General features: G+C 41.6%; 23 protein-coding genes, 2 pseudogenes and 1 riboswitch. Of the genes and pseudogenes, 5 read left to right on the top strand and 20 right to left on the bottom strand.

Going from position 1 to position 24,159, the window contains the following annotated elements; genetic code table 11:
- Nucleotides 1-59 precede the first annotated feature (59 nt).
- Complete coding sequence (locus PGX00_RS05745) at nucleotides 60-818, bottom strand: ABC transporter ATP-binding protein (protein ID WP_272133620.1); 759 nt, start codon at nucleotides 816-818, stop codon at nucleotides 60-62.
- The gene (gene thiD / locus PGX00_RS05750; RefSeq protein ID WP_272133621.1) at nucleotides 811-1,701 is read right to left on the bottom strand and encodes a bifunctional hydroxymethylpyrimidine kinase/phosphomethylpyrimidine kinase; all 891 of its coding nucleotides are present in this window, start codon (nucleotides 1,699-1,701) and stop codon (nucleotides 811-813) included. The genes PGX00_RS05745 and thiD overlap by 8 nt, the downstream gene beginning before the upstream one ends.
- Nucleotides 1,702-1,779: 78 nt before the next feature.
- A riboswitch (TPP riboswitch) is annotated at nucleotides 1,780-1,890 on the bottom strand.
- Between the two features lie 143 nt (nucleotides 1,891-2,033).
- Between thiD and PGX00_RS05755 the strand changes: the two genes are divergently transcribed.
- Nucleotides 2,034-3,803: an alpha/beta fold hydrolase gene (locus PGX00_RS05755; protein ID WP_272133623.1), complete on the top strand. Its 1,770-nt coding sequence runs from the start codon at nucleotides 2,034-2,036 to the stop codon at nucleotides 3,801-3,803.
- 114 nt (nucleotides 3,804-3,917) lie between these two features.
- Here PGX00_RS05755 and PGX00_RS05760 read toward each other — a convergent pair whose 3' ends face one another.
- Genes PGX00_RS05760 through metN form a run of 3 tightly spaced genes read right to left on the bottom strand, consistent with a single transcriptional unit; the run spans nucleotide 3,918 to nucleotide 6,460 of the window.
- The gene (locus tag PGX00_RS05760; RefSeq protein WP_272133624.1) at nucleotides 3,918-4,727 is read right to left on the bottom strand and encodes a MetQ/NlpA family lipoprotein; all 810 of its coding nucleotides are present in this window, start codon (nucleotides 4,725-4,727) and stop codon (nucleotides 3,918-3,920) included.
- 31 nt (nucleotides 4,728-4,758) lie between these two features.
- Nucleotides 4,759-5,436: a methionine ABC transporter permease gene (locus PGX00_RS05765; RefSeq protein ID WP_272133625.1), complete on the bottom strand. Its 678-nt coding sequence runs from the start codon at nucleotides 5,434-5,436 to the stop codon at nucleotides 4,759-4,761.
- A complete protein-coding gene (gene metN, locus PGX00_RS05770; protein WP_272133626.1) occupies nucleotides 5,426-6,460 on the bottom strand; it encodes a methionine ABC transporter ATP-binding protein MetN in 1,035 nt (344 codons plus the stop codon). The genes PGX00_RS05765 and metN overlap by 11 nt, the downstream gene beginning before the upstream one ends.
- Before the next feature lie 268 nt (nucleotides 6,461-6,728).
- On the opposite strand from metN, the gene gmhB reads away from it, so the two are divergent.
- From gmhB to PGX00_RS22880, 3 genes are read left to right on the top strand one after another with little or no spacing between them, the layout of a single operon-like run.
- Complete coding sequence (gmhB, locus tag PGX00_RS05775; RefSeq protein WP_272133628.1) at nucleotides 6,729-7,283, top strand: D-glycero-beta-D-manno-heptose 1,7-bisphosphate 7-phosphatase; 555 nt, start codon at nucleotides 6,729-6,731, stop codon at nucleotides 7,281-7,283.
- 10 nt (nucleotides 7,284-7,293) lie between these two features.
- Nucleotides 7,294-7,590 (top strand): MliC family protein, encoded by a 297-nt coding sequence (locus PGX00_RS05780; RefSeq protein ID WP_272133629.1) that lies wholly within the window; start codon nucleotides 7,294-7,296, stop codon nucleotides 7,588-7,590.
- A gap of 5 nt (nucleotides 7,591-7,595) precedes the next feature.
- Nucleotides 7,596-7,667, top strand: a complete 72-nt coding sequence (locus tag PGX00_RS22880) for a LacI family DNA-binding transcriptional regulator (RefSeq protein WP_407702378.1) — start codon at nucleotides 7,596-7,598, stop codon at nucleotides 7,665-7,667.
- Nucleotides 7,668-7,686: 19 nt separating this feature from the next.
- On the opposite strand, the gene PGX00_RS05785 is transcribed toward PGX00_RS22880, so the two are convergent.
- Both PGX00_RS05785 and PGX00_RS05790 read right to left on the bottom strand, forming a co-directional pair.
- Nucleotides 7,687-8,832: an amidohydrolase gene (locus tag PGX00_RS05785; protein WP_272133631.1), complete on the bottom strand. Its 1,146-nt coding sequence runs from the start codon at nucleotides 8,830-8,832 to the stop codon at nucleotides 7,687-7,689.
- 75 nt (nucleotides 8,833-8,907) lie between these two features.
- The gene (locus PGX00_RS05790; protein ID WP_272133634.1) at nucleotides 8,908-9,507 is read right to left on the bottom strand and encodes a YitT family protein; all 600 of its coding nucleotides are present in this window, start codon (nucleotides 9,505-9,507) and stop codon (nucleotides 8,908-8,910) included.
- Between the two features lie 343 nt (nucleotides 9,508-9,850).
- On the opposite strand from PGX00_RS05790, the gene glyA reads away from it, so the two are divergent.
- Nucleotides 9,851-11,101 (top strand): serine hydroxymethyltransferase, encoded by a 1,251-nt coding sequence (gene glyA / locus PGX00_RS05795; protein WP_272133635.1) that lies wholly within the window; start codon nucleotides 9,851-9,853, stop codon nucleotides 11,099-11,101.
- Nucleotides 11,102-11,194: 93 nt separating this feature from the next.
- On the opposite strand, the gene PGX00_RS05800 is transcribed toward glyA, so the two are convergent.
- From PGX00_RS05800 to leuS, 13 genes and pseudogenes are all read right to left on the bottom strand, one after another.
- Entirely contained in the window at nucleotides 11,195-11,524 is a 330-nt protein-coding gene (locus PGX00_RS05800; protein WP_272133636.1) for a hypothetical protein, read from the bottom strand.
- Between the two features lie 120 nt (nucleotides 11,525-11,644).
- Nucleotides 11,645-12,610 (bottom strand): lipoyl synthase, encoded by a 966-nt coding sequence (lipA, locus tag PGX00_RS05805; RefSeq protein ID WP_272133637.1) that lies wholly within the window; start codon nucleotides 12,608-12,610, stop codon nucleotides 11,645-11,647.
- A 2-nt stretch (nucleotides 12,611-12,612) separates the two neighbouring features.
- Nucleotides 12,613-13,256 (bottom strand): annotated as a pseudogene (lipB, locus tag PGX00_RS05810) (lipoyl(octanoyl) transferase LipB).
- A 151-nt stretch (nucleotides 13,257-13,407) separates the two neighbouring features.
- Nucleotides 13,408-13,677, bottom strand: coding sequence for a DUF493 family protein YbeD (gene ybeD, locus PGX00_RS05815; protein ID WP_272133638.1), 270 nt, complete (start codon nucleotides 13,675-13,677; stop codon nucleotides 13,408-13,410).
- A gap of 116 nt (nucleotides 13,678-13,793) precedes the next feature.
- Nucleotides 13,794-14,966 (bottom strand): serine hydrolase, encoded by a 1,173-nt coding sequence (locus tag PGX00_RS05820; protein WP_272133640.1) that lies wholly within the window; start codon nucleotides 14,964-14,966, stop codon nucleotides 13,794-13,796.
- Between the two features lie 127 nt (nucleotides 14,967-15,093).
- A complete protein-coding gene (locus PGX00_RS05825) occupies nucleotides 15,094-15,879 on the bottom strand; it encodes a septal ring lytic transglycosylase RlpA family protein (RefSeq protein WP_272133642.1) in 786 nt (261 codons plus the stop codon).
- Nucleotides 15,879-16,998: pseudogene (gene rodA, locus PGX00_RS05830) on the bottom strand (rod shape-determining protein RodA). The gene PGX00_RS05825 and the pseudogene rodA overlap by 1 nt, the downstream one beginning before the upstream one ends.
- Nucleotides 16,998-18,884: a penicillin-binding protein 2 gene (mrdA, locus tag PGX00_RS05835; RefSeq protein WP_272133643.1), complete on the bottom strand. Its 1,887-nt coding sequence runs from the start codon at nucleotides 18,882-18,884 to the stop codon at nucleotides 16,998-17,000. The pseudogene rodA and the gene mrdA overlap by 1 nt, the downstream one beginning before the upstream one ends.
- A gap of 6 nt (nucleotides 18,885-18,890) precedes the next feature.
- Entirely contained in the window at nucleotides 18,891-19,361 is a 471-nt protein-coding gene (gene rlmH, locus PGX00_RS05840) for a 23S rRNA (pseudouridine(1915)-N(3))-methyltransferase RlmH (RefSeq protein ID WP_272133645.1), read from the bottom strand.
- 2 nt (nucleotides 19,362-19,363) lie between these two features.
- The gene (rsfS, locus tag PGX00_RS05845; protein ID WP_272133647.1) at nucleotides 19,364-19,681 is read right to left on the bottom strand and encodes a ribosome silencing factor; all 318 of its coding nucleotides are present in this window, start codon (nucleotides 19,679-19,681) and stop codon (nucleotides 19,364-19,366) included.
- A 50-nt stretch (nucleotides 19,682-19,731) separates the two neighbouring features.
- The gene (holA, locus tag PGX00_RS05850) at nucleotides 19,732-20,769 is read right to left on the bottom strand and encodes a DNA polymerase III subunit delta (protein WP_272133649.1); all 1,038 of its coding nucleotides are present in this window, start codon (nucleotides 20,767-20,769) and stop codon (nucleotides 19,732-19,734) included.
- Between the two features lie 7 nt (nucleotides 20,770-20,776).
- A complete protein-coding gene (locus PGX00_RS05855; RefSeq protein WP_407702379.1) occupies nucleotides 20,777-21,370 on the bottom strand; it encodes an LPS-assembly lipoprotein LptE in 594 nt (197 codons plus the stop codon).
- A gap of 186 nt (nucleotides 21,371-21,556) precedes the next feature.
- Nucleotides 21,557-24,130, bottom strand: a complete 2,574-nt coding sequence (gene leuS / locus PGX00_RS05860) for a leucine--tRNA ligase (protein WP_272133651.1) — start codon at nucleotides 24,128-24,130, stop codon at nucleotides 21,557-21,559.
- Between the last annotated feature and the right edge of the window lie 29 nt (nucleotides 24,131-24,159).

Genomic DNA, 24,159 nt, shown 5'->3' on the forward strand with positions numbered 1-24,159 from the left:
AAGGTCTTATTCTGTTTTCGGGTTTGGCCTTAAGGGCTCCAGTAACCTCTAAATCTAAGTTAATCTCCGACATGTTCTTGCTCCAACTGTTCTATTAACTTCTGTTGTAACTGAGCTATTTCCTCACAGAGTTTTCTGGGTGCTTTTGTATCTGGAACGGGAAAGGAGTGAGTTTTAGAGGGAGAACCTTGCATTAGATAGATCTTGTCTGCCAGTCTAAGCGCTTCTTGTGGATCGTGAGTAATGAGTACCACCGTGTTGTTTCGCAATAAGGTAGCGGAAAGGTTTTGTAATTGATGACGGGTGACAGTATCTAAAGCTGAAAATGGTTCATCCATCAGAACCAAGGGTTTATCTTGCATCAGCGTTCGGGCGAGGGCGACCCGTTGGCGCATACCACCCGAAAGTTGATCAGGGAACTTTTCGATATGTTTGGTTAAGCCGACTTGTTCGATAAGCAGAACCGCTTTTTGACGCTCTGGTTCAGACAATTTTTGAGAGGCAAATTTAAAACTTAAACAGACGTTGTCCAAGACATTTAACCACGGTAGAAGTAAGTCTTGTTGTGCCATATAAGCAACATGTTGGCTGAGTTCACCATTAAGGTGAGTTATTAGGTTTCCTTGCCAAATCAGATTATCTTTTAATAAGCCAGCGAGAAAACGAAGAAGAGTGGTTTTTCCACAACCACTTCTGCCTAAAATACAGGTCCATTCTCGAGTCATTATCTGCATGTTAACCCCAGAAATTATAGGCTGGTGGCCATCCTTGTAACCTAAAACCGTGTTGTTTAGTTCTATGAGTACAGAATTATTCATGCTCGACATCAACTTGTGATTTTGTGATTATTTTTTGGATTGAAAGTGGAGTCGGGGATGGAATGAATTGAGAACCATGGAAAAAATGATGGACAGGGCCATGACCACAACCAATATCCAATTCGTCAGCGTGTAAAATAGCTTGGGTAATATAGTGCTTGCCGAGTTGGACTGCTTCGATAAGGCTATATCCTTGAGCGAGATAACTGGTGATGGCGGATGACAGTGTACAACCAGTTCCGTGGGTATTTTGTGTGTGAATGCGTGGTGTGGATAGTCGAGTGACGTTGTCTTTTGTTATCAATAGGTCGGTACTGGTATTTTCAGATTCTAGATGCCCACCTTTAAGTAGCACATTTTGAGTATCTAGCGCTCTGAGTTTCCCTATAAGGGCATTCATTTCAGATTCAGTTTTTGGTATTGGCTCGCCTGTTAAAGCGGCCGCTTCAGGAAGGTTGGGTGTAATAATTTCAGCTAAGGGCAAAAGTAGAGTTTTAAGGGTGGTAATGGCCTGCTTTTCTAGAAGAAGGTCGCCACTTGTTGCCACCATGACCGGGTCAATGACAAGGTGTTTAGGTTTGTATTGGCGTAATTTTCTAGCAACGGTTTTTATTATTTGAACGTCACTCAGCATCCCTATCTTTACCGCTTGGACATTGAGATCGTTAAATACGGCGTCTATCTGCTGTTCTACAAATTCAGGTGATATGGAGAAAATACCCGAAACACCTTGAGTGTTTTGTGCTGTGAGGGCGGTGATGACTGAACAGGCGTAGCTGTCTGTTGCTGAAATAGCTTTGATATCAGCTTGAATACCTGCGCCGCCGCTACTATCTGAGCCTGCAATGGTAAGGACAATTGGTGTTGAGTTCTTTGCTGTCATGTGGGTTCCTAAACGTTAGCGTATAGGAATAACAGCAGCCAGATAGAGGGAAATACTACGGGACGTAGAGACACTAACTTGGCATGGCTATTAGTTCCCTACGTCAGTGTTAACTGCATCAGGTTCAACGGGTCCCATCGAAATGGTCTCAGCTTTGGGTTGTGGCCCTTAGCTCCCCGACTAATATCTAAATTTTATTTTCCGAAAGAGTGTAGCAAATTCATACGTTAACGAAAAGAGTCCATAGTGACTCCCGTCAATGTTTGTATTGGTGTTGAACGATAATATAGTGGTTAGAAGTATAATCCTACAGCAGCATAGAGAACTCTATAATGGATGCGAACGGTCAGATTTCTCCAGAACTGGTTGCACAGATCTACGATACCGCTCTAGATCCAACCCAGTGGCCGATATTATTGGAACGGATAGCATCCACCTTGCCTCCAATAGAAGCCGAACAAATGGTTAGTGCTACACGACAGGTAAATCAACGTATATCTATGCAAGAAGTTGAAAGGTATCGAAGCCTTTCTCAGATATCTACCATAGTGGAGCATTTAGAACGAAGCGCGGCAATTAGTAATCGGATTAAAGACAACGACGAACAAGAGCACCTACAACTTAGTTTGTTCGACTTCTTACCATTGCCAGCCTTTGTTTGCGCGCCAAATGGGCAAATACTGCAACAAAACCGCTTAGCCTCTGAACTATTAAAAACCACCGCTTTAGTTATGATTGATAATCAGCGTATTAAGTTTCATCATAACTCTCAGCAGAGACAGTTCGATAAACTGATATCTCAACTAACCGAACCCAATGGCCAAGTTCGTGAAACAACGATGCGGTTACGTGATAGCTTTCAAACCAATCCGGTAAGTATCAGTTTGTCACGGATAGATGACCAATATCAGCTAGGTAGTAATATCTTGGTACTGTTTGCCAATCAAAATGTGGATACAAAGCCCAATTTGTCTGCATTTAGCCGACAATACGAGCTAACCAAAGCGGAGCAAAAACTGGTCGAAAACTTAGCTCACAATAAAACGTTGAATGAAATTAGTGAGAGTCATGGCGTATCAATCAATACCATCCGAACCCAGTTAAAGTCAGTATTTCAGAAAACAGGTTGTCACCGACAAAGTGAGTTGATGAAACTTGTTTTGGTTAATTCTACTTCGGAAGTTTGTGACAATAATGGCCAGTTAAAATCTAAGTTTATTTTTGACTCTGCGCGATACCATCATGTCTGTGAAGTAAGCAATGGTCGACAGCTGGGGTTCAGCGATATTGGAAGAACAAGCGGCGTTCCTGTCATTGTTTTGCCACCGAGTACGGGGTCAAGGCTACAGCAGCATCCCGATAATAAAGTACTTTTTGACCATAATATCCGTTTGATCACTATTGACCGGCCGGGGTTTGGTTTATCATCCGCAGATCCAAATCGAACATTAACGAGTATTGCTTACGATGTTGAAGCATTAGCAGATAACCTTAATATAGGGCGGTTTTCGTTGATTGGATTTTGTGGTGGAGGCCCTTTTGCGTTAGCAACAGCGTCCGTATTAAAGGAGCGTATCGTTCATACCTCTTTAGTGAGTTCCGTGACGCCTTTTCAGCCCATTAACTTGTTCCATGGTGTCAAATCTAGCAACAAATTTTTGGCTCAGATAGCGATGCGCGCCCCAACAGTTCTTCATCCATTGTTAAAAATCATTACCAATAACCTGATGAAAGACCATGAACTCTATTTTGATCAGGTCTACCAACATTTGTGTGAAAGTGATGCTGCAGCTCTATCAGAAACGGAAGTGACCGATAACTTTTTATTGGCGTTTAGAGAGGCGATGAGGCAGGGACCAATTGCATTTAGCGAAGATTTGGTCATTTTGAGCCGTCTTTGGAATATCAATTTTGAAAATATCGTTTCACCTGTAACGATATGGCATGGCAGTTTAGATCAACATGTTCCCGTTCAGTTGGCACGTAAGTTTCATCGTCTTATTGAACATTCTAAGTTTAATGAAATTGACAACTTGGGTCATTTACTCGTCTATCATCGCTGGAGTGAGATATTACAATCTATATCTGCAGAGCAGAGTTGAGGTGTATAGCTTAATAAACAATTAAAATAAAAAAGCCGGATACGTAGTCCGGCTTTTGTTTATTGTAGTTTAAGGAATTCTAATCTAAGAATTAATGACGCAAGTAGTGATAAACTACCAGCCTTTGACTACACCGCCTTTAAAGATCTCTGAAGCAGCCTGGTAGACTTCGTCTGTTTGGTACGCTTTCACAAAATTTTGTACTTTTTCTGAGTCAACATTCTCGGTGCGAGCAACAATTAAGTTAACGTATGGCGATTCTTTGTCTTCGACGAAGATACCGTCCTTCTCTGGCGTTAAATCGATGCTGCTTGCGTAAGTGGTGTTGATGATGGATAACGCTACATCGTCTAGAGAGCGAGGTAACTGAGCGGCATCTAGCTCAACAATAGTAATGTTTTTTGGGTTTTCTACGATATCGCGAATAGTGCCAGAAAGGCCAACATCTGCGCGCAATTTAACTAGACCTTGTTGCTCTAGGAGTAGCAACGAACGACCAAGGTTAGTAGGGTCGTTAGGAACGGCAATACGTGATCCATCGGCAATTTGGTCTACTGAAGTAACTTGCTTAGAATAGCCAGCAATAGGGTAAACAAACGAGTTGCCTGCAATAGCGAGTTTGTAACCACGGTCTGAAATTTGTTGGTCAAGGTATGGTTTATGTTGGAAAGCATTGATATCTACAGAACCATCATCGAGGGCGGCATTTGGTGTAACGTAGTCGGTGAACGTGACTAGCTCAACATCTAGGTTGTATTTTTCTTTAGCGACTTTCGCTGCAACTTCAGCGACTTGAGCTTCTGCGCCAGCCATTACGCCAATTTTTATTTTGTTGGTGTCTACTTCTTTGTCACCACATCCAGCTAATACTAGCGCTGATGCTGCCGTTGCGGTGATAAGTAAATTTTTAAGGCTAAATTTCATGTTACATCTCCTGTAATTGTTGTGTTTATTATTATCTGTGGTCTACACGACGGACGAATGCATCGCCAATTGATTGAATTATTTGTACCAGTACTATAAGCATAACGACTGTGACGGCCATGATGACAACGTCATATCGGTGAAAGCCGTAGCGGATAGCGACATCACCTAAACCTCCACCTCCAACAGTACCTGCCATAGCGGAATAACTGACTAGGGTAACGAGTGTGATGGTGACGGCATTTACTATGGTCGGTAAGGCTTCTGGGAGTAGTACCTTGGTGATAATTTGGGTAGGTTTTGCACCCATAGATTGTGCCGCTTCTACAAGGCCGCTTGGGACTTCAAGCAAAGCGCCTTCAATTAAGCGTGCGACAAACGGAATCGCTCCTATGGTCAGTGGAACGATGGCTGCTGTTGTTCCTATAAAAGTACCCACAAGAAGCTTTGTTACTGGAATAATAGCTACCATAAGGACAAGAAAGGGTACCGAGCGTCCAATGTTTACGATGGCTCCTAAAATGCTATTAAGTTTCGTATTTTCAGCGAGGCCACCTTTTTTGGTGATGTGTAATATAACACCCAATGGAATACCAACGGCAAATCCGACAAAGCCGGAAACCGCGACCATATAAAGTGTTTCTCCTGTGGCCCCTAACAACAATTTGCTATTAAGACTTAACCATTGAGCAATGGAATCAAAGGACATAACCAAGTACCTCTACTTTTACTTTGTGCTCTTTTAAGAATGCGATGGCAGCGTTGTCATCGTGTTCCGAGCCGAATAATTCTGCGACCATCATGCCGAACTTTACCCCACCAGCGTAATCAAGATCAGAGCTTAAGATGCTCACATCGATATTAAACTGGCGCGAGATTTGGCTCATTAGTGGTGCGTCGACTGTTTCTCCGGTAAATTCGAGTCGCACGAGTGGATGAGATCCCTCGATTCTATTTGTTTGTAACCGGGCTTGGTAATCTTCCGGTATTGAAAGGTCCAGAGTTGAACGAATAAAGCTATGAGCGAGCTCTGTTTTAGGGTGAGCGAAAATTTCGCCTACCGTGCCTTGTTCTACCAATTCTCCGTCACCAATGATGGCCACTTGATGGCATATACCTTTTACAACATCCATCTCGTGAGTAATCAGAAGAATAGTGATGTTTAATTTTCGATTAATCTCTCTAAGTAGTTCAAGAATCGATTGTGTTGTTGCTGGGTCAAGGGCACTGGTTGCTTCATCGCACAGCAATACTTTAGGGTCAGACGCTAATGCTCTTGCAATAGCAACCCGTTGTTTTTGACCACCGCTTAGATTGGCAGGATAAGTATCACGTTTGTCGGCAAGACCGACTAAGGATAGCAGTTCGCTAACCTTAGTATTAATCGTCTCTTTATTGATGCCTGCTAGCTCTAGGGGCAGGGCTATATTATTAAAAACAGTACGAGAAGAGAGCAAATTAAAGTGTTGGAATATCATTCCAATATTACGCCGAGCTTCACTTAATTCTGATTTGGAAAGCAGTGTGAGATCGACACCATCCACAACAACGCTACCCTGTGTAGGAGCTTCGAGCATGTTTACACAGCGGATAAGTGTGCTTTTACCTGCACCAGATGAGCCTATAACACCAAAAATACTTCCTTGTGAGATAGACAGGTTGATGTCTACTAAGGCGTGAATTTCTTTTTCACCTTGATAGAAAACCTTGTTAACGTTGCTAATTTCAATCATTTAATAAAACCTAATTGGAATAACCAGAATAAAGTACTGGTTAACTTTCTAAACTGTAGACGATGCTATGGTGAACACGTTTCCTTGTCAATAGGTATCTTGACGTATAGACGTCCATAGCTCTATTTGGGTTATTTTGTTTGGATATTTAATAGTTCTGAATGCTATAAAACGGCGAAAGAAAAAACTTGTTAATTTAGGATAAATGATGATCAGCAGTGTAAAGCGTGCAATAATTTCGTTATAAATTTCTATTGAGGATAAGGCTTTGGCTAAACCTGCTGTGTTTTTAGATCGAGATGGCGTAATTAATGTAGATCACGGATACGTTCATGATGAACATGATTTTGAATTTATCGATGGCGTATTTGAAGCGACGAAAACATTACAACAGATGGGATACCTTTTGGTTCTAGTGACCAATCAATCTGGTGTTGCTCGCGGGTTGTTTAGCGAAGATAGGTTTCTTTCTTTAACGGAATGGATGGATTGGAATTTTGTTGACAATGGCGTTGAACTTGACGGTATTTATTACTGTTTACACCATCCTGAACACGGTATCGGAGATTACAAGCAAGATTGTGACTGTCGCAAACCGAAACCAGGCATGTTTATTTCTGCTCGTGACTTCTTGAAAATAGATATGGCGAACTCAATCATGGTAGGCGATAAAGCGGAAGACATGATGGCAGCAGAAGCGGCTGGTGTTGGCACAAAAATACTCGTTAGAACAGGAAAGCCCGTAACAGACAGGGGAGAGTCTCTCGCTACGGTTGTTTTAGAGAGTATAAAACAAGTACCAGAGTATCTTAAACAACGGTAAAGGATGTCTTGTGAATATTAAGTGGCTTTTTTTCTCTATTTTTTTTGCTTTGGTTGGATGTGGTTCAACCACAGATTCTCTTTATACCTGTAATAATGGAACACAGTTCACGGTGTCTCATACTGAAGATCAAGCAGCTGAAATGGTCATGGCGCACAAACGGATTTCACTGCAACAGGTACCAGCCGCGTCCGGTAGCAAGTATGAAAATTCAGAGCGTGATTTGATGCTTTGGTTGAAAGGAAAACGTGCCATGGTTACCCTAGGCTCAGATACCATCATAAACTGTGATCAGGTTACTAATTGATAACCATGAGAAAATTGACAATTCATGATATTGCAAAACTCGCTGGAGTAGGTAAGTCAACGGTTTCTCGCCTGTAGTTAATTACCCTACTGGGTATTAATTAGAATGCAGTTGGTCAACAATCGAAATGAATAGTTGGCTGGCTGTTTTCAGTATCTCATCAGGGAAATCATAGTCTGGATTGTGTAATTCAGGGTGAGAATTCCCACTTCCTATACAAAAAAGTGCACCATTCCATTTCAGTAAAAACTCGGAAAAATCTTCCGACCAACGCATAGGCTCATTAAGGCTCTCAACGGTAAAACCTAGCTGTTTGGCTTGTTGGTTAATTATCTGACAATGTTTGCTCGAATTGAAAGCCGCATTGAAGGGTTCATCCCAGTCAACTTTTACGATAATGCCTGTTTTTTGTTGTAACTTATCTAGCATCGCAAGTAAATTCGATTTCATATTCGAAAAGGTTTGGTTGCAATCACTGCGCATGGTAGCCATCACTTTTGCATTACCCGGAGCAATACCAAATGCTTCTTCTCCAAGCCTTGCATGGACTATGGTGACTAAGCTGAAAACGTCAGGGTGCATATTCGGAATACTTTGCAGGTAATTAACTGTTTCGATCATCGCTAGGCAAGGACTGAGGCCATTCTCAGGTCTAGCAGCGTGAGAAGTTTTTCCTTCAAACTCAATTGATATCCCGGTAGACGCGCAAGCGAATGTACCTTCTCTAATTAGTATTTGATTGAGAGGATAGCCTGGTAGGTTGTGGTAGGCGAAAACGTTATCAACCTTCAATGATGAGAGCGCTTTATCATTGAGCATGGATAAAGCGCCAGTACCGGTCTCTTCTGCTGGCTGAAACAGTAAGATGACTTTGCCTGTTTTTGGTGGCGATTTTGAAAGTTGTTCCGCTACCATTAACAGCGAACTTGTATGACCATCATGCCCACAGGCATGCATCACACCAACATTTTCTGACACATGGTCATGAGTGGCTATCTCATTGATGGGGAGTGCGTCAAAATCAGCACGAAAGAGGGTTGTTTCTCCGTCATAACCGCTGTCTACAATGCAGATGATGCCATATCCACCGATGTGACCGGTAGGGGATAAGCCGAAGTTTTCTAGTTGAGAGAAAATCATTGCTGATGTTTGTTTTTCTTGCACAGATAGCTCGGGCTGTCTGTGCAACTGTTTTCTGAATTCGATCGGGTCAAAACAAAGCGTGTTTAACGTAGCATCCATGCGGTTAATCCAATTGTGTTATTTTTATAGGTTGATTCTGCTTGGCTATACTATCCCATTTTGTTACACGCAATGCTAACTATAGGTCACTGTATAGCGTGCTGGTTTATGGTTCATACCCAATACGATATTTAGCACAATCGCACCAAGCACTGATATGGCTAATATTGTTGGAGTGATGAAAAAGAACGATGCCACCAAAATAGTGCTATCGATCCCAAGCTGTGTTTTACCTACAGAAATTCCGGTTTTATCTTGAACAAGAAGGCAGAAGATATTGAAACCACCTAAGCTTGAACGGTGTCTAAATAAAATGAGCATACCAAGCCCCATCAGTAATCCACCAGCGATAGCGCAGTATATTGCATTAACAGACTCAATACTTATCACCATGTCTAGGTGGTCCACGAATACAGATACAAGGCCACAAGAAACAATACTATTTACTGCAAACTGAAAACCAAATCGGCGCCAACCTAATATAAAAAAGGGGATATTTGTAAAGAAATAGAAGGTACCAAAGCTAAATGGTATTAACTGACTTAATAATAATGAAAGTCCAGCGGTACCTCCTGTAATAAGATTCGCCGATTGTAGAAAAAATATGCCTTGAGCCGTTAAAAACGTCCCAGTGAGTATCGCTATCCAGTCTTCCTTGATTGAGTGTTTTTGCATCATTTTTCTTTTTTTGTTGCATTAAGTAGCCAGAATAGTAGATAAAAAATGAGTTTTTCGGTAGCTTGGAGGCTAAATTTGTAGGTATGGCGTGTAAGTGACAATTTACACCCTGTAAAGGAAGATGTTGACAGTTTAACGTTGACAAACTTTCGCTATTTATTGGTATGAACTAATTTCAACTGAAATATGAAAAATTCACATGATTATTTTGCTTAAGTTGCTTTCTGATATAGGTCAAATTATGTAGAATATCGCCACTTAGTACACCGACGAAAACGTTTGCGTTGGTTGGTTGTGTGGTTTTTTAGGAATTTCAGATTATCTGAGTCAGGAGATACAGATGCTAAAGCGTGACATGAACATTGCTGATTATGATGCAGAGCTATATGCTGCAATACAAGAAGAGACTCTTCGCCAAGAAGAGCATATTGAGCTAATCGCTTCAGAAAACTACACCAGTCCTCGAGTAATGGAAGCTCAAGGTTCACAGCTAACCAACAAATACGCAGAAGGTTATCCTGGCAAGCGTTATTACGGTGGTTGTGAATATGTAGATAAAGCCGAGTCACTTGCTATTGATCGTGCATGTCAGCTTTTTGAATGTGAATATGCTAACGTGCAACCACACTCCGGATCACAGGCAAACAGTGCTGTTTATATGGCGTTGCTTAAGCCGGGCGATACCGTATTAGGTATGAGCTTAGCACATGGTGGTCACCTTACTCATGGTTCACCAGTTAACTTCTCTGGTAAGCATTATAACGTTATCCCTTACGGTATTGATGAAGCTGGTCAAATTAATTATGACGAAATGGAGCAGTTGGCTGTTGAGCATAAACCTAAAATGATTATCGGTGGTTTTTCTGCTTATTCTCAGGTTGTTGATTGGGCTCGCATGCGTGAAATCGCAGATAAAGTAGATGCTTACCTGTTTGTTGATATGGCCCACGTTGCTGGTTTGATTGCTGCAGGTGTTTATCCTACGCCATTACCACATGCCCATGTGGTTACAACAACTACTCATAAAACACTTGCCGGTCCTCGTGGTGGTTTGATTCTTTCAAACGCTGGTGAAGACATGTACAAAAAACTAAATTCTGCTGTATTCCCTGGTGGTCAGGGTGGCCCACTAATGCATGTTATCGCGGGTAAAGCGGTTGCATTTAAAGAAGCGATGGAACCAGAGTTTAAAGAGTACCAAGCTCGCGTTGTTGCTAATGCTAAAGCAATGGTTTCTGAATTTATTGCACGTGGTTACAATATTGTTTCTGGTTCAACTGAGAATCATCTATTTCTTGTTGATTTAATTGATAAAGACATTACAGGTAAAGAAGCGGATGCAGCACTAGGTGCCGCTAACATTACCGTAAACAAAAACTCAGTGCCTAACGATCCTCGTAGCCCTTTTGTAACTTCTGGTATTCGTGTTGGTTCTCCTGCGATTACACGTCGTGGTTTCACCGAGGAAGATGCTAAGGCGTTAGCTGGTTGGATGTGTGATGTCCTAGACAACATCAACGATGAGACGACCATTGAAGCAACCAAGCAAAAAGTACTAGAAATTTGTAAGCGTCTACCTGTATACGCTTAGACCATAAGTAGGGTTTTCGATAACCCTATTTTAGAGCACAAAAAAACGCGAGCTTAATAAAGGCTCGCGTTTTTATTTACGGCGACTGTTTCATTATTCTTTATTGATACTCAGAGTTGTACCTGATTTACATTCAAATGAGTAATAACGGCGACTTTCGTTAAATTTAGAAAGACCTTCACCCGTACAGTAGTCGATATTAATGTCACGCATTATCTCTAGTGTGTCTTCACTGTTCATAGTGAATTTAGAGTCATCTTCGCAAATAATTCTTACGCGGCCATCATCACTCACAGAGTAGGTTCTAACTTCGGTATTACATAGTTCAAACGATGCATCCAAATAGTTATCTTGTTGTGTATTTTGTTGAGCACAACCTACAAGGATCAGTGATAAAAACCCCAATAAACCTAATTTCAGCATATCTCTATTCCTTTTTAAAATGCTACAAGTTACTTATTGCTAACGAACTTATATACAATTTATATCCCTAATACAAAAAAGACCACTAAGTTAAGCAACCTTTTTGAATGTTGGTCTCAGTTATTTTACTTCTTCGCCTTTAGCTTGCATATCCGCATGGTACGACGAACGTACGAAAGGACCACAAGCGGCATGAGTAAATCCAAGATCTAAAGCGATTTCTTTAAGCTCGTCGAACTCAGAAGGTGGCACGTAACGTTCTACCGGTAAATGATGACGGCTTGGAGCAAGGTACTGACCAAGTGTCAGCATGGTAACACCATGAGAACGAAGATCTTTTAATACTTCAACGATTTCTTCTTTAGTTTCACCTAAACCCATCATCAAGCCTGATTTAGTTGGTACGTCTGGATGGAGCTCTTTAAACTTCTGAAGTAATGTTAGCGACCACTTATAGTTTGCCCCTGGTCTTGCTTTTCTATACAAGCGTGGTGCGGTTTCGAGGTTGTGGTTGAAAACATCCGGTGGATTATCTTTTAGTACTTCAAGAGCTGTGTCCATACGACCACGAAAGTCTGGGACAAGTGTTTCTATTTTTATGCCTGGGCTTTTTGCTCTGATTTCACGAGTACAATCAGAGAAGTGTTGTGCGCCACCATCACGTAAATCATCACGATCTACTGACGTTACTACCACATATTTAAGCTTCATATCGCTTATAGTTTGTGCGAGATGTTTAGGTTCATTAGTGTCTGGAGCGATTGGTCTACCATGGGCAACATCACAAAATGGGCAGCGTCTGGTGCAGATAGCACCCAAGATCATAAATGTCGCAGTACCGTGGTTAAAACATTCGGCTAGGTTGGGGCAAGACGCTTCTTCGCAGACGGAATGAAGTTTATTTTTACGCATGGCCGATTTAATATCTTGGATGCGCTTGCTGTCAGAAGGTAACTTAATTTTCATCCATTCTGGCTTTCGTAATACTTCACTTTTTTCAACTGGCACTGTTTTCGTTGGTATTAATGCCATTTTATCAGCGTCTCTATATTTGACGCCTTTTTCCATTTGAATTGGTTTGCTCATGATTAATTGCTTTCTTTTATTATGTCGACATGCTCGTAGTTAAGCAGAGAAAGAAGCTCTTCAACTAACGTTGCACTAACAGTATCTATATTATTTGGGCCGCCAAGCTCACTTACTTGTACCATTTCCATGCCTTGATATCCACAAGGGTTTATTCGTAAAAAAGGAGAAAGGTCCATATTAATGTTCAACGCGAGTCCATGAAAGGAGCAGCCTTTGCGAATTCTTAATCCCAGAGAGCATACTTTTTTACCGTCTGTATACACTCCAGGCGCATCGGGGCGAGCCGATGATTTTATACCATATTTGTCCAAGGTATTGATGACGAGATTTTCGATATTAGTAACGAGTTCTCGTACACCTATATTTTTTCGGCGTAGATTAATAAGAAAATATGCAACTAACTGTCCTGGTCCATGGTAGGTAACTTGACCTCCACGATCGCTTTGAACTACTGGGATGTCGCCGGTGTTCAAAAGATGCTCTTTTTCCCTGCCTGACCTTGGGTGAATACCGGATTGTGTTCGACTAGCCATACTTCATCTACGGTTTCGTCAGTGCGATTATCGGTGAACTCATGCATTGCCTTCCAAACTGGTTCATAGTCATTAAGACCAAGGTTTCGCACGATGAGGTGATCTTCGATTTTAGACAAGCGAACAGCCCTGCGATTATAGTTAATAAAGTAAACAGATTATAAACTTCTTTTGATACTTCGACTATTAGATTTTTGGTATGAATCTGAATCAAAAACAGCGGCAATAGCCGCTGTTTTTGTAATGAACTGGTTTGCTCTGTTATAGAACCATACGAACGATATCAATTTCAGCCAACTCTTTATAGAGCGACTCTACCTGCTCGATAGATGTTGCCGTAATAGTGACCGAAACAGCGTTATAGGTACCTTTGCCACTTGGCTTGATACTTGGGCTGTAATCGCCTGGCGCGTGTTTTTGAATCACTTGTAAAACCAATTCTGGCAGCTCAGGTTTTGCATAACCCATAACCTTGTATGTGAACTGACAAGGGAACTCTAACAGGTCTTTAAGCTTTGGTTGTTCTTGCATGAAATACTCCAGAGGTTTTATTGAGCAGCGCATATTACGCCCAAAAAAGATCAATCTCAAGAAAAACAAAAGGTCACATTGAAGTGACCCTTAGTGCGAAATATTAAGGTGGTTATTTAGAACCAACTCTTAAAAAGAAGGATGAAGTAGTCAACAAGACGACTAAAAATGCCACCTTTTTCAACGTCTTCTAAAGCCAGCAGTGGATACTCAGCAATATCTTCGCCATCGACTTGGTAGTATAATTTGCCCACTACGTCGCCTTGGCTGATTGGTGCTGTCAGTTCTTTCTCTAGAACAAAGCTTGCTTTTAAGTTCTTCGATTGGCCGCGAGGAAGTGTTACATAAGTATCTTGGGCGACACCTAAGGCAACATTTTCTTGTGAACCCATCCAAATACGCTCACTAACGAACGTTTCACCTGCCTTATGTGGAGCAACTGTTTCAAAGAATCGAAACCCGTAATTTAGAAGCTTTTTACTTTCTGCTTTACGCGCGTTTTCGCTCTTGGTTCCCATTACTACAGCAACAAGGCGCATTTTACCTTCAGTTGCGGAGCTTACTAAGCTGTATCCTGCTTTACTTGTGTGGCCTGTTTTAATGCCATCAACGTTCATGCTCTTATCCCACAATAATCCGTTACGGTTATATTGTGTTATGCCGTTATAAGTGAATTGTTTTTCACTATAGATAGCATACTCTTCAGGGACATCGCGGATTAGAGCGCGCCCAAGGAGAGCCATATCGTAAGGCGTTGAGTAGAGCTCATCATGATCTAAGCCGTGAACATTAGCAAAGTGAGTGCGGGACATACCAATAGAGTTAGCCCATGCATTCATAAGGTCAACAAAGGCGTCTTCAGAGCCTGCCACGTGTTCTGCCATCGCAACACAAGCGTCATTACCAGACTGGACAATTATGCCACGGTTAAGGTCCTCGACAGAAACAGTCGTGCCTACTTCGATAAACATTTTTGATGAGTCAGGATAGTTTTTAGCCCATGCGTTTTTACTGATAACAACGTTGTCTTGTAACGATATGTTACCACGCGCTAATTCTTGTCCGATGACATAACTTGTCATCATTTTAGTTAGGCTTGCAGGTGAAAGTTTGGTGTCTTTCTCTTTTTCAGCAAGCACTTTTCCAGAATTGAAATCAATAAGTACATAGCCTTTAGCGGCTATCTGAGGTGCATCGGGAACAACAATAGGCGCTGAATATGAAAATGGCGCAGATAGTGCAGCTGTCGTGAGAAGCAATGATCTAAAAGTAATTTTTGATTTATTCATCTGTATTATCAATTTTATTGGTTATAACACTAGTTGAGTCGAAAACCTTATATCTTGATATCCGACATTAATTCTGGGAGCACTATGACAAATATTCTAACAATTCGCCAGTCCTGCATGATATATGTTAAAGATTGTTTTTTCTAATAAATGCTTGAGGAAAGCCGTTTGTTTTTAACATTTGTAACACTTTTTCTGATTCAGAGTAGTTTGAAAATGGCCCAACGAGTACTCTGAAGTTACTGTTGTTCGGTTCAATATAGGTTTCTAGCGATAAACTTTGGTTTATATCTTGAGCTAAACTTTTGCTTCTGTCCTCATGATTTGAGGATGAGGCTTGAATACTGTAGCTCAATAAGGCCTTCGTTGGGTTCAATGTTGAAGGTTGTGGTTTTGTCGTGATGTATTCGATCTCTACATTGGCCGTGCCTGTGTCAACTACGTTTAACTTATACGCAGCGGCATAGCTAAGATCGATAATTCTTCCACCGTGAAATGGCCCTCGATCATTAATACGAACGATAGTGCTTTTGCCATTATCTTTATTGGTTACCTTAACATAGCTAGGTATAGGCAGTGTTTTATGCGCCGCTGACATAGAGTACATATCATAGATTTCTCCATTTGAAGTGAGATGACCATGAAATTTTTTTCCGTACCACGATGCTTGCCCACTTTGCTTAAAGCCATCTGGGTTCTTGATGATTTTATATGAACCACCTCGAAGATTATAATCTCTATTTCCTCCACGGCTGAAAGGTTCATAGACAGGATGCGCGTCTTCGATATGATCGAGTTGAATGGGTTTATCTGGGCCAACATCATTGGAAATCGAATAGCGGCTGTCAGAGCTAGAACAAGCCACTAATAATAGAGTTAAAACGATAGTAAATAGAGTGTTATTAATTTTCATTATGTCGCTTTTGATAACATGCTTCTGTGAGTATGAATAGACATTAATATGCCGAAACCTGCCATTAGCGTAACCATTGATGTGCCGCCATAGCTAATAAGGGGAGTGGAACTCCGACTACAGGCAGTATGCCACTAACCATACCGACGTTTACGAAAATGTACACAAAGAAACTTAACATGACACTTCCAGCCATCATTCTACCAAAAGCCGATTGAGATTGACTGGCGAGATATAAGCCTCTGCCGATGATAAAAAGATAAAGTGAAAATAAAGCTAGGATACCAAGCATACCCCATTCTTCAGCAATAACCGCGAATATAAAATCTGTATGTCGTTCTGGTAAAAACTCTAGTTGTGATTGAGTTCCATGTAACCAGCCCTTGCCTGACACACCACCTGAACCGATAGCGATTTTGCTCTGTATTATGTGGTAACCCGCACCTAGAGGGTCGGATTCAGGGTTGAAGAGAGTACGTACTCTCACTTTCTGGTATTCCCGCATTAGGAAAAACCATAAAATTGGTGCAAATGCACTTACAGTAACTGCCGCTGAAAAAATATAACGCCAACTTAATCCAGCTAAAAAAATAACAAATATACCAGACGCAGCAATAAGAATGGAGGTTCCTAAATCTGGTTGCTTAGCAATTAAAATAGTTGGTACGCCAACCAAAATTAAAGATATGACCAATGTTTTGAATGAGGGTGGAAGCGGTCTTTTACCAATATACTTTGCGACCATTAATGGTACGGCTAGTTTGAGTAGTTCTGAAGGCTGAAATCGTATAAAACCTAAATTGAGCCAACGTTGGGCACCCTTTGATGACTCTCCAAAAAGAGTACTCCTAACAAAAGAACAACGCCAACAACGAATAGAAAAGGTGCAAAGGCTTCATAGGTTCGCGGAGATATTTGAGCGAGTACAATCATAACGCCTAACGCTAATACCATACGCATTGCTTGACGATCCATCATGGCTAAGTTTTGACCGCTTGCGCTGTACATTACAATGAGCCCAAATAACATGACAGCGATAAGACCAAGTAGTAATGGTAGATCGATGTGAAACCTTTCAAAAAAGATACGGCTTTTTCCAGTCGATGGATCTATTTTCATTACTCTTCCGCTCCTTCTTCTTTGTTTAGTATTATCTTATCGAAAATCTTACGTACTACTGGTGCCCCGTTAGTTGAGCCACCTCCTGCATTTTCTAACACGATGGTTGCGACGACTTGAGGATCTTCTAAAGGCGCGAATCCAGTAAACAAAGCGTGGTCTCTTAAGTACTCATCAAGCTCTTCTGCGTTGTACTCTTCGTCCTCTTTGAGCCCAAAGACTTGAGCTGTACCTGACTTCCCACCGCTTTGATAACCGAGCTTTTGAAATGCTCTACGGGCCGTTCCTTTTTTACCATGATTAACTAGGTTCATCCCGTTAATCGCGATGTCCCAATACTTGTCAGGAACGCCTGAAATTGGTGGGTAAAGATCGATTGGTTCTGGCGTGGTGATTTGTTCGTCAGTGGTGTTATCTATTGTAGCTTTAAGCAGATGCGGAGGGATCACTTCACCTCTATGGATCAATACAGAGGTTGCCTTTGCAATTTGCATCGGTGTTGCGGTCCAATACCCTTGCCCTATGCCTACAGGTATTGTATCCCCTTGATACCAAGGGGTTCTGTGCCGGGACATTTTCCATTCTCGACTTGGCATATTCGCTTTGCTTTCTTCGTATATATCGATACCGGTATAGTCGCCAAAGCCAAATTTCATCATCCATGAGGAAAGCTTATCTATTCCCAGATCGAAGGCTATTTGATAGAAAAATGTGTCAACGGACTCTTCAATGGATTGAGTTATGTTAACTCTTCCGTGACCCCAGCGTAGCCAGTCTCTAAATGGTTTCGTTTTTGAATTGGGTATCTTCCAGAAACCCGGATCGTTTCTAGTAGTATACGGAGTGACGATTTCCTCTTGAAGTGCAGCAACCGCTATGAAAGGTTTGACTGTCGATGCTGGAGGATAAATGCCTAACGTAGCACGATTGACCAATGGTCTGTTTTTGTTATTAAGTAGCTTGTTGTAGTCTTTACTTGAGATACCGTGAACAAATGAATTCGGGTCATAGCTTGGTGTCGACACCATCGCTAGAATACCGTTATCTTTTGGATCTAGAACCACGGCTGAGCCGCGACGATTATCTAACAGTTTATATACATACAATTGAACGTCGATATCTAGATTAAGGACTAAATCTTTCCCAGGAATCGGTGGGATATACTTTAGAGTACGGATAACTCTACCGCGGCTGTTTACTTCTACTTCTTGATATCCTGCAGTACCATGTAAGACAGTCTCGTAGTAACGTTCGATACCCAGCTTGCCTATGTCGCGAGTGGCTTGGTAATTACTCTCTAAGCCTTCTCTTGCAAGTCTGAGTACGTCACGGTCATTGATTCTCGAAACGTAGCCTAAAACGTGTGTTAGGGCGGAGCCGTATGGATAGAATCGTTTCAAAGTTGCGGTCACTTCAACGCCGGGAAATCGGTATTGATTCACTGAAAAAATGGCGACTTGCTCTTCTGTTAGTTGAGAAAGTAGAGGAATCGATTTAAATCGTCTCGTACGTCGGCGCTCCTTATGGAATGCTTCAATTTTTTCTGGTGAAATATCGAGGATTTTCTGCAATTCAACAAGTGTTTTATCTATGTCTTCCGTTTTTTCTGGAATGAGCTCTAAATAAAAAACAGGCCTATTTTCGGCTAATAGCTTGCCGTTTCGGTCATATATTAGCCCTCTATTTGGAGCAATAGGGACCACTTTTATGCGGTTGTCATTTGACCGAGTTTCATAATCTTGGTACTGATTGACCTGAATATTATATAGGTTACCAATCAGTACTGTGAACATAGCGATTATCCCAAGAAAAGAGATAAACGCTCTACTTTTGAATAGTCTAGATTCGACTTGATGATCACGAATTTGAGTGCGTCTACGTCTCATGTCACTCTATTCTCGATGATACGGATGGTTGGTGGTAATACTCCAAGCCCTGTAGAGGCTCTCTGCCATTATAACTCTAACAAGTGGATGTGGCAGTGTAAGAGGAGAAAGTGACCAGCTTTGTTCAGCGGCAGCCTTGCAAGCCGGAGCTAAACCTTCAGGGCCACCAATTAAGATCGAGACATCTCTCGCATCTAGTTTCCAATTCTCTAGCTGTTGTGCCAATTGCCCTGTATCCCATCGTTTTCCTGGAATATCCAGAGTAACAATTCGATTACCTTTAGGTATGGCGGCAAGCATTGCTTCCCCTTCTTTTTGCAGAATTCTCACAATGTCTGCATTTTTGCCTCTTTTTCCGGCGGAAATTTCCGTCAGCTCCAAAGGCATATCATGAGGAAAACGACGTTTGTATTCGCTGAACCCTTCTTCTACCCACTTAGGCATTTTGGTTCCAACCGCAATCAGCTGAATCTTCAACGCTAGCTCCAGAGCTTTTCTAGTTGATAGAGCTCACGATGTTCTTGTTGCATTACATGCACCATCACATCGCCCATATCTAATACTACCCATTCACCTTCGTTCTCACCATCGATACCCAATGGTGTTAAACCTCTGTTTTTAGCTTCGGTTGCAACATTATCCGCGATAGATGATACATGGCGTTTAGAGCTACCAGTGCAAACTATCATATAGTCGGTAACACTAGATTTATCGACTACATTAATAGTTACAATGTTCTCTGCTTTCATGTCGTCTGCTTTTTCCGCAAGAAACGTTTTTAGTTCGTCGCCTAACAAATTAATACCTCATTAAATTAAAAAGTGCTCAATGCAAATGATAACATTCTTTATCTTTGAATTGGCAGGTCTGGAAATATGGCTGGGGTTGCTGAACAAAACTCCAACGAGAGTTGTGCAATTAGCGGCCATACTGAATCGTCATATTGAGTTTTGGTGGAAATCTCGGCTTTATTCAAACCTCTAAATAGTCGACGAATCTGAGCAAACTCTAACCTTTGCAGTGTAGAACTGTATAGAGGTCGTTTACTTTGCCAGATGCGATGCTTGTCAAAAATGGCACCAATGGACGTGTGCGATAATTCACTTTTTAGTTTGGTAATCAAGTTCAATTCACGTTGGAAGGTTCTAAGTAAAATAACGGGTTCAATACCTTCCAATTCTAATTGACGAAGAATACGTTGAGCTCTTTTGGGTTTCCCAGCCAATAATGCATCCATCCAATGAAATGGCGTGAAATGATTATGTCGGCTCAGGGATTCCTCTATGCGAACCAAATTGAGGTCGCCATCTGAATAGAGCAAAGCGAGCTTTTCTAAACTCTGAGCCAGTGCGAGTAAGTTACCTTCGTGCCATTGTGCCAGCATCTGAAGCGCTTGCGCGTCTGGTTTTAGGTTAAGTTTTCTGCAACGATTCTGAATAAACTGAGGTAACCTCTGAATGTCAGGGGTAAGACAACTAACCCAAACACCTTGTTGGTTTAAGGTCTTAAACCACTTGGCATTTTCTTGGGCTTTTGTCAGCTTACTCCCTACGATAAGAAGTAAAATATCAGCGTGCAAACTTTCGGTTAATTGGACTAGTTCCTTCGATGCGGCCGCATTGATACCGGTTTCAGGAACCTCTAGCTCAATAATCTGTCGACTAGAAAATAGGCTTAATGCTTGGCAGCAGTCGTACACTTCATTCCAGTTGATTTGATTATCAATGGTAAAGTTGTGCTTTTCATCAAACCCGGCCATTTTCGCGGTGGCAATTATTGCGTCGCGGCTCTCTTGAACGAGCAGTGGTTCGTTACCAAAGACGAGATAACTGCTATGAAGCTGCCGATGTAGCTGATCTACTAGCTTGTCCGCAAAAATGCGCATCGTCCAATTACTCGCTAATAGTGTTAGTTTGTGGTGAAGTCAGATCTTCGTTGTTAATAAGGGGGGTCATTGGGTTCGAATTATCGGTGTTTTGGTTTTCGTCACCGTCAAACTGCATGTTGCCTTCTTCAATTTGATTCTTCACTCGGGCCATTTGTCGCATGATTAGAGAGGCGGCTTGTATGCGCATTTCATCTTCGATCATGTCTTTTTCGACGGATTTTGCCAAGGCGGTACTTGGATTATCCAGATAGTTTCGAGTGACTGTATTGGAGTAAGTTTTTGTACCCAGTTCCGGGATTGTTATCCGAAAAGAGGTGTTATAAGTGAGTGCTTTTTCAGCTGCAGTACTATTTTGATAGAGAGATAAAGTGCTTTCACTGACGCTCTCACTGATTAGATGTAAGTTTGGAACAGTAGGGGAAGGCGGAACCACTTCGATGTCGTTTAGCCTCAGCTGAGCTTCTACATTTCTTGTTAATTGACTGTATTTATCAAAGCTAGTGAAAGATAGCTTTGATATCTCTTCTGGTACTAAATAATTCCCACGTAGGTGAAAACCACAGGCAGATAAAGCCATTGAAAATAGTACAACAACCATAACTTTGATTGAAAATTTGTAGGCAATTGGTTTCACAAAATACTCTCTGCTTTATTATGTTTAGCTAAAATTAATTTACTTATCTAATAAGAATCAGGCGCTTTAATTCTTATTAGATAAGTATAAACAGGATGAATACACATCCTGTTTATTGACCTTAAAATCTTAATTTAGTTCTCGAATCAATTAATTCGCAACTATATTAAGTAATTTCCCAGGTACATAGATTACTTTTCTGATGGTCTTTCCGTCAGTGAACTTAACGACATTTTCGTTATTGAGCCCCAGGCTTTCTACGTGTTCTTTGCTTGCATCTGCAGCAACAGTAAGCTTCGCACGAAGTTTACCGTTAACTTGTACAACAATGAGCTTTTCGTCTTCGATCATTGCTTTGTCATCAGCGGTTGGCCAAGTAGCCGTATCCATTGCTGACTCACCTAAAATCTCCCATAGCTCATAAGAGATATGTGGGGTAATTGGGTAAAGCATAGCTACCACTGCTTTCAAAGCTTCATCAAGAATAGCTCTGTCTTGCGGTACCTCTTGAGGTGCTTTAGCTAATTTATTCATTAGCTCCATGATTGCAGCAATCGCTGTATTGTACGTCTGACGTCGCTCAATATCATCCGTTACCTTAGCAATCGTCTTATGTACGTCACGACGTAGCGCTTTCTGATTTCCAGTTAACGTTGAGTTGTCTAGTGGTTCACTTGCACCTTTTGACGTATGCTCGTTAACAAGTTTCCAGACACGTTTTAGGAAGCGGTTTGCGCCTTCAACACCAGACTCCTGCCATTCTAGGGTCATATCAGCAGGAGAGGCGAACATCATAAATAGGCGAACAGTATCTGCACCATATTTATCTACCATCTCTTGAGGGTCTATACCATTGTTCTTAGATTTAGACATCTTAGTCATGCCAGTATGAACGACATCGTTGCCTTCAGAGTCTACTGCTTTAACAATGCGACCTTTTTCATCACGTTCAACCGTAACATCTGTTGGTGATACCCATACTTTAGTACCCTTTTCAGTGGTGTAGTGATAAGCATCAGCAAGCACCATACCTTGGCAAAGAAGTTTCTTAAATGGTTCGTCGCTATTGACCATTCCTGCATCACGCAGAAGTTTATGGAAGAAACGAGAATAGAGTAAGTGCATGCAGGCATGTTCAATACCACCGACGTACTGATCAACAGGTAACCAGTAGTTCGCTGCTTTAGGATCGAGCATTTCATCAGCTTGAGGTGAACAATATCGAGCGTAATACCAAGAAGACTCCATAAAGGTGTCGAAAGTATCTGTTTCGCGTAAAGCTGGTTCACCATTAAAAGTGGTTTCAGCCCATGCTTTGTCGGCTTTAATTGGGCTAGTTACACCATCCATTACTACATCTTCTGGAAGAATAACGGGCAGTTGATCGGCTGGGACCGGGTGAACTTCACCATCTTGAGTTGTGACCATTGGGATAGGTGCACCCCAGTAGCGTTGACGAGAAACACCCCAATCACGAAGGCGGAAATTGACGGTTTTTTTGCCTTTTTTCTCAGACTCTAGCTTTGCGGCGATCGCATCAAAAGCGTCTTTGAAAGAAAGACCATCAAAATCGCCTGAATCAAATAGTACGCCTTTTTCAGTGTAAGCTACTTCTGAGATATCTAGCTCACTGCCGTCTGCGGGCTTAATAACCGGTACTATATCCAGAGCGTATTTGGTTGCAAACTCGTAGTCACGTTGATCATGTGCTGGTACAGCCATTACTGCGCCAGTACCGTAATCCATTAGGACAAAGTTAGCGACAAAAATAGGAACTTCACGGCCGTTAAGAGGATGGATAGCCTTAAGGCCTGTATCCATTCCTTTTTTCTCCATAGTCGCAAGCTCTGCTTCTGCTACTTTGTTGTTTTTACACTCGTCGATAAATTCCGCTAGTTCTGCATTATTTTGCGCAGCCTGAGTGGCTAACGGGTGTCCGGCAGCAATACCTACGTAAGTTACTCCCATTAGTGTATCAGGGCGAGTGGTATAAACCTCTAAGTCTGCTTGGTCTGCGACTTTAAAGGTAAGCTCTACACCTTCTGAACGGCCAATCCAATTACGTTGCATGGTTTTTACCATCTCAGGCCAACCATCTAGATTATCTAATTCGTCTAGTAGTTCTTGAGCATATGCCGTAATTTTAATAAACCACTGCGGGATCTCTTTTTGTTCTACCGGAGTATCACAACGCCAACAGCAACCATCCTCAACTTGCTCATTCGCTAGAACAGTTTGGTCGTTTGGACACCAGTTTACAGAGGAGGTCTTTTTATAAACCAATCCTTTATTATAAAGCTGAGTGAAAAACTCTTGTTCCCAACGGTAGTACTCAGGAGTACAGGTTGCGAATTCTCGGTTCCAATCGTAACCAAAACCGAGCAGCTTTAGCTGGTTTTTCATGTATTCGATATTTTCATATGTCCAAGGTGCAGGTGCCGTTTTATTTTTTACTGCGGCATTTTCTGCAGGAAGACCAAATGCATCCCAGCCGATAGGCTGCATAACATTTTTACCTTGTAGACGCTGGAAACGAGAAACTACATCACCGATAGTGTAGTTACGCACATGACCCATGTGGAGTCGACCACTTGGATAAGGGAACATGGAGAGACAGTAAAACTTCTCTTTGCTTGGGTCTTCGGTTACGACGAATGTTTTATTTTCATCCCAGTGCTTTTGAACTTTTTGTTCAATCTCTTGCGGGTTATATTGCTCTTGCATCTATGAAATCCGGTTATCTTGGAATATGT

It is taken from the genome of Vibrio algarum (assembly GCF_028204155.1).
Classification (GTDB): domain Bacteria; phylum Pseudomonadota; class Gammaproteobacteria; order Enterobacterales; family Vibrionaceae; genus Vibrio; species Vibrio algarum.

Coding starts and splice junctions, on each gene's coding strand:
- lipA (WP_272133637.1), bottom strand. CDS start 12,610: ATGAGCAAACCAATTCAAATGGAAAAAGGCGTCAAATATAGAGACGCT.
- leuS (WP_272133651.1), bottom strand. CDS start 24,130: ATGCAAGAGCAATATAACCCGCAAGAGATTGAACAAAAAGTTCAAAAG.
- PGX00_RS05790 (WP_272133634.1), bottom strand. CDS start 9,507: ATGCAAAAACACTCAATCAAGGAAGACTGGATAGCGATACTCACTGGG.
- PGX00_RS05820 (WP_272133640.1), bottom strand. CDS start 14,966: ATGAATAAATCAAAAATTACTTTTAGATCATTGCTTCTCACGACAGCT.
- PGX00_RS05785 (WP_272133631.1), bottom strand. CDS start 8,832: ATGGATGCTACGTTAAACACGCTTTGTTTTGACCCGATCGAATTCAGA.
- PGX00_RS05765 (WP_272133625.1), bottom strand. CDS start 5,436: ATGTCCTTTGATTCCATTGCTCAATGGTTAAGTCTTAATAGCAAATTG.
- metN (WP_272133626.1), bottom strand. CDS start 6,460: ATGATTGAAATTAGCAACGTTAACAAGGTTTTCTATCAAGGTGAAAAA.
- glyA (WP_272133635.1), top strand. CDS start 9,851: ATGCTAAAGCGTGACATGAACATTGCTGATTATGATGCAGAGCTATAT.
- thiD (WP_272133621.1), bottom strand. CDS start 1,701: ATGACAGCAAAGAACTCAACACCAATTGTCCTTACCATTGCAGGCTCA.
- mrdA (WP_272133643.1), bottom strand. CDS start 18,884: ATGAGACGTAGACGCACTCAAATTCGTGATCATCAAGTCGAATCTAGA.
- PGX00_RS05855 (WP_407702379.1), bottom strand. CDS start 21,370: ATGGTTGTTGTACTATTTTCAATGGCTTTATCTGCCTGTGGTTTTCAC.
- PGX00_RS05745 (WP_272133620.1), bottom strand. CDS start 818: ATGAATAATTCTGTACTCATAGAACTAAACAACACGGTTTTAGGTTAC.
- PGX00_RS05760 (WP_272133624.1), bottom strand. CDS start 4,727: ATGAAATTTAGCCTTAAAAATTTACTTATCACCGCAACGGCAGCATCA.
- holA (WP_272133649.1), bottom strand. CDS start 20,769: ATGCGCATTTTTGCGGACAAGCTAGTAGATCAGCTACATCGGCAGCTT.
- PGX00_RS05800 (WP_272133636.1), bottom strand. CDS start 11,524: ATGCTGAAATTAGGTTTATTGGGGTTTTTATCACTGATCCTTGTAGGT.
- PGX00_RS05825 (WP_272133642.1), bottom strand. CDS start 15,879: ATGAAAATTAATAACACTCTATTTACTATCGTTTTAACTCTATTATTA.
- PGX00_RS05755 (WP_272133623.1), top strand. CDS start 2,034: ATGGATGCGAACGGTCAGATTTCTCCAGAACTGGTTGCACAGATCTAC.
- ybeD (WP_272133638.1), bottom strand. CDS start 13,677: ATGCAAGAACAACCAAAGCTTAAAGACCTGTTAGAGTTCCCTTGTCAG.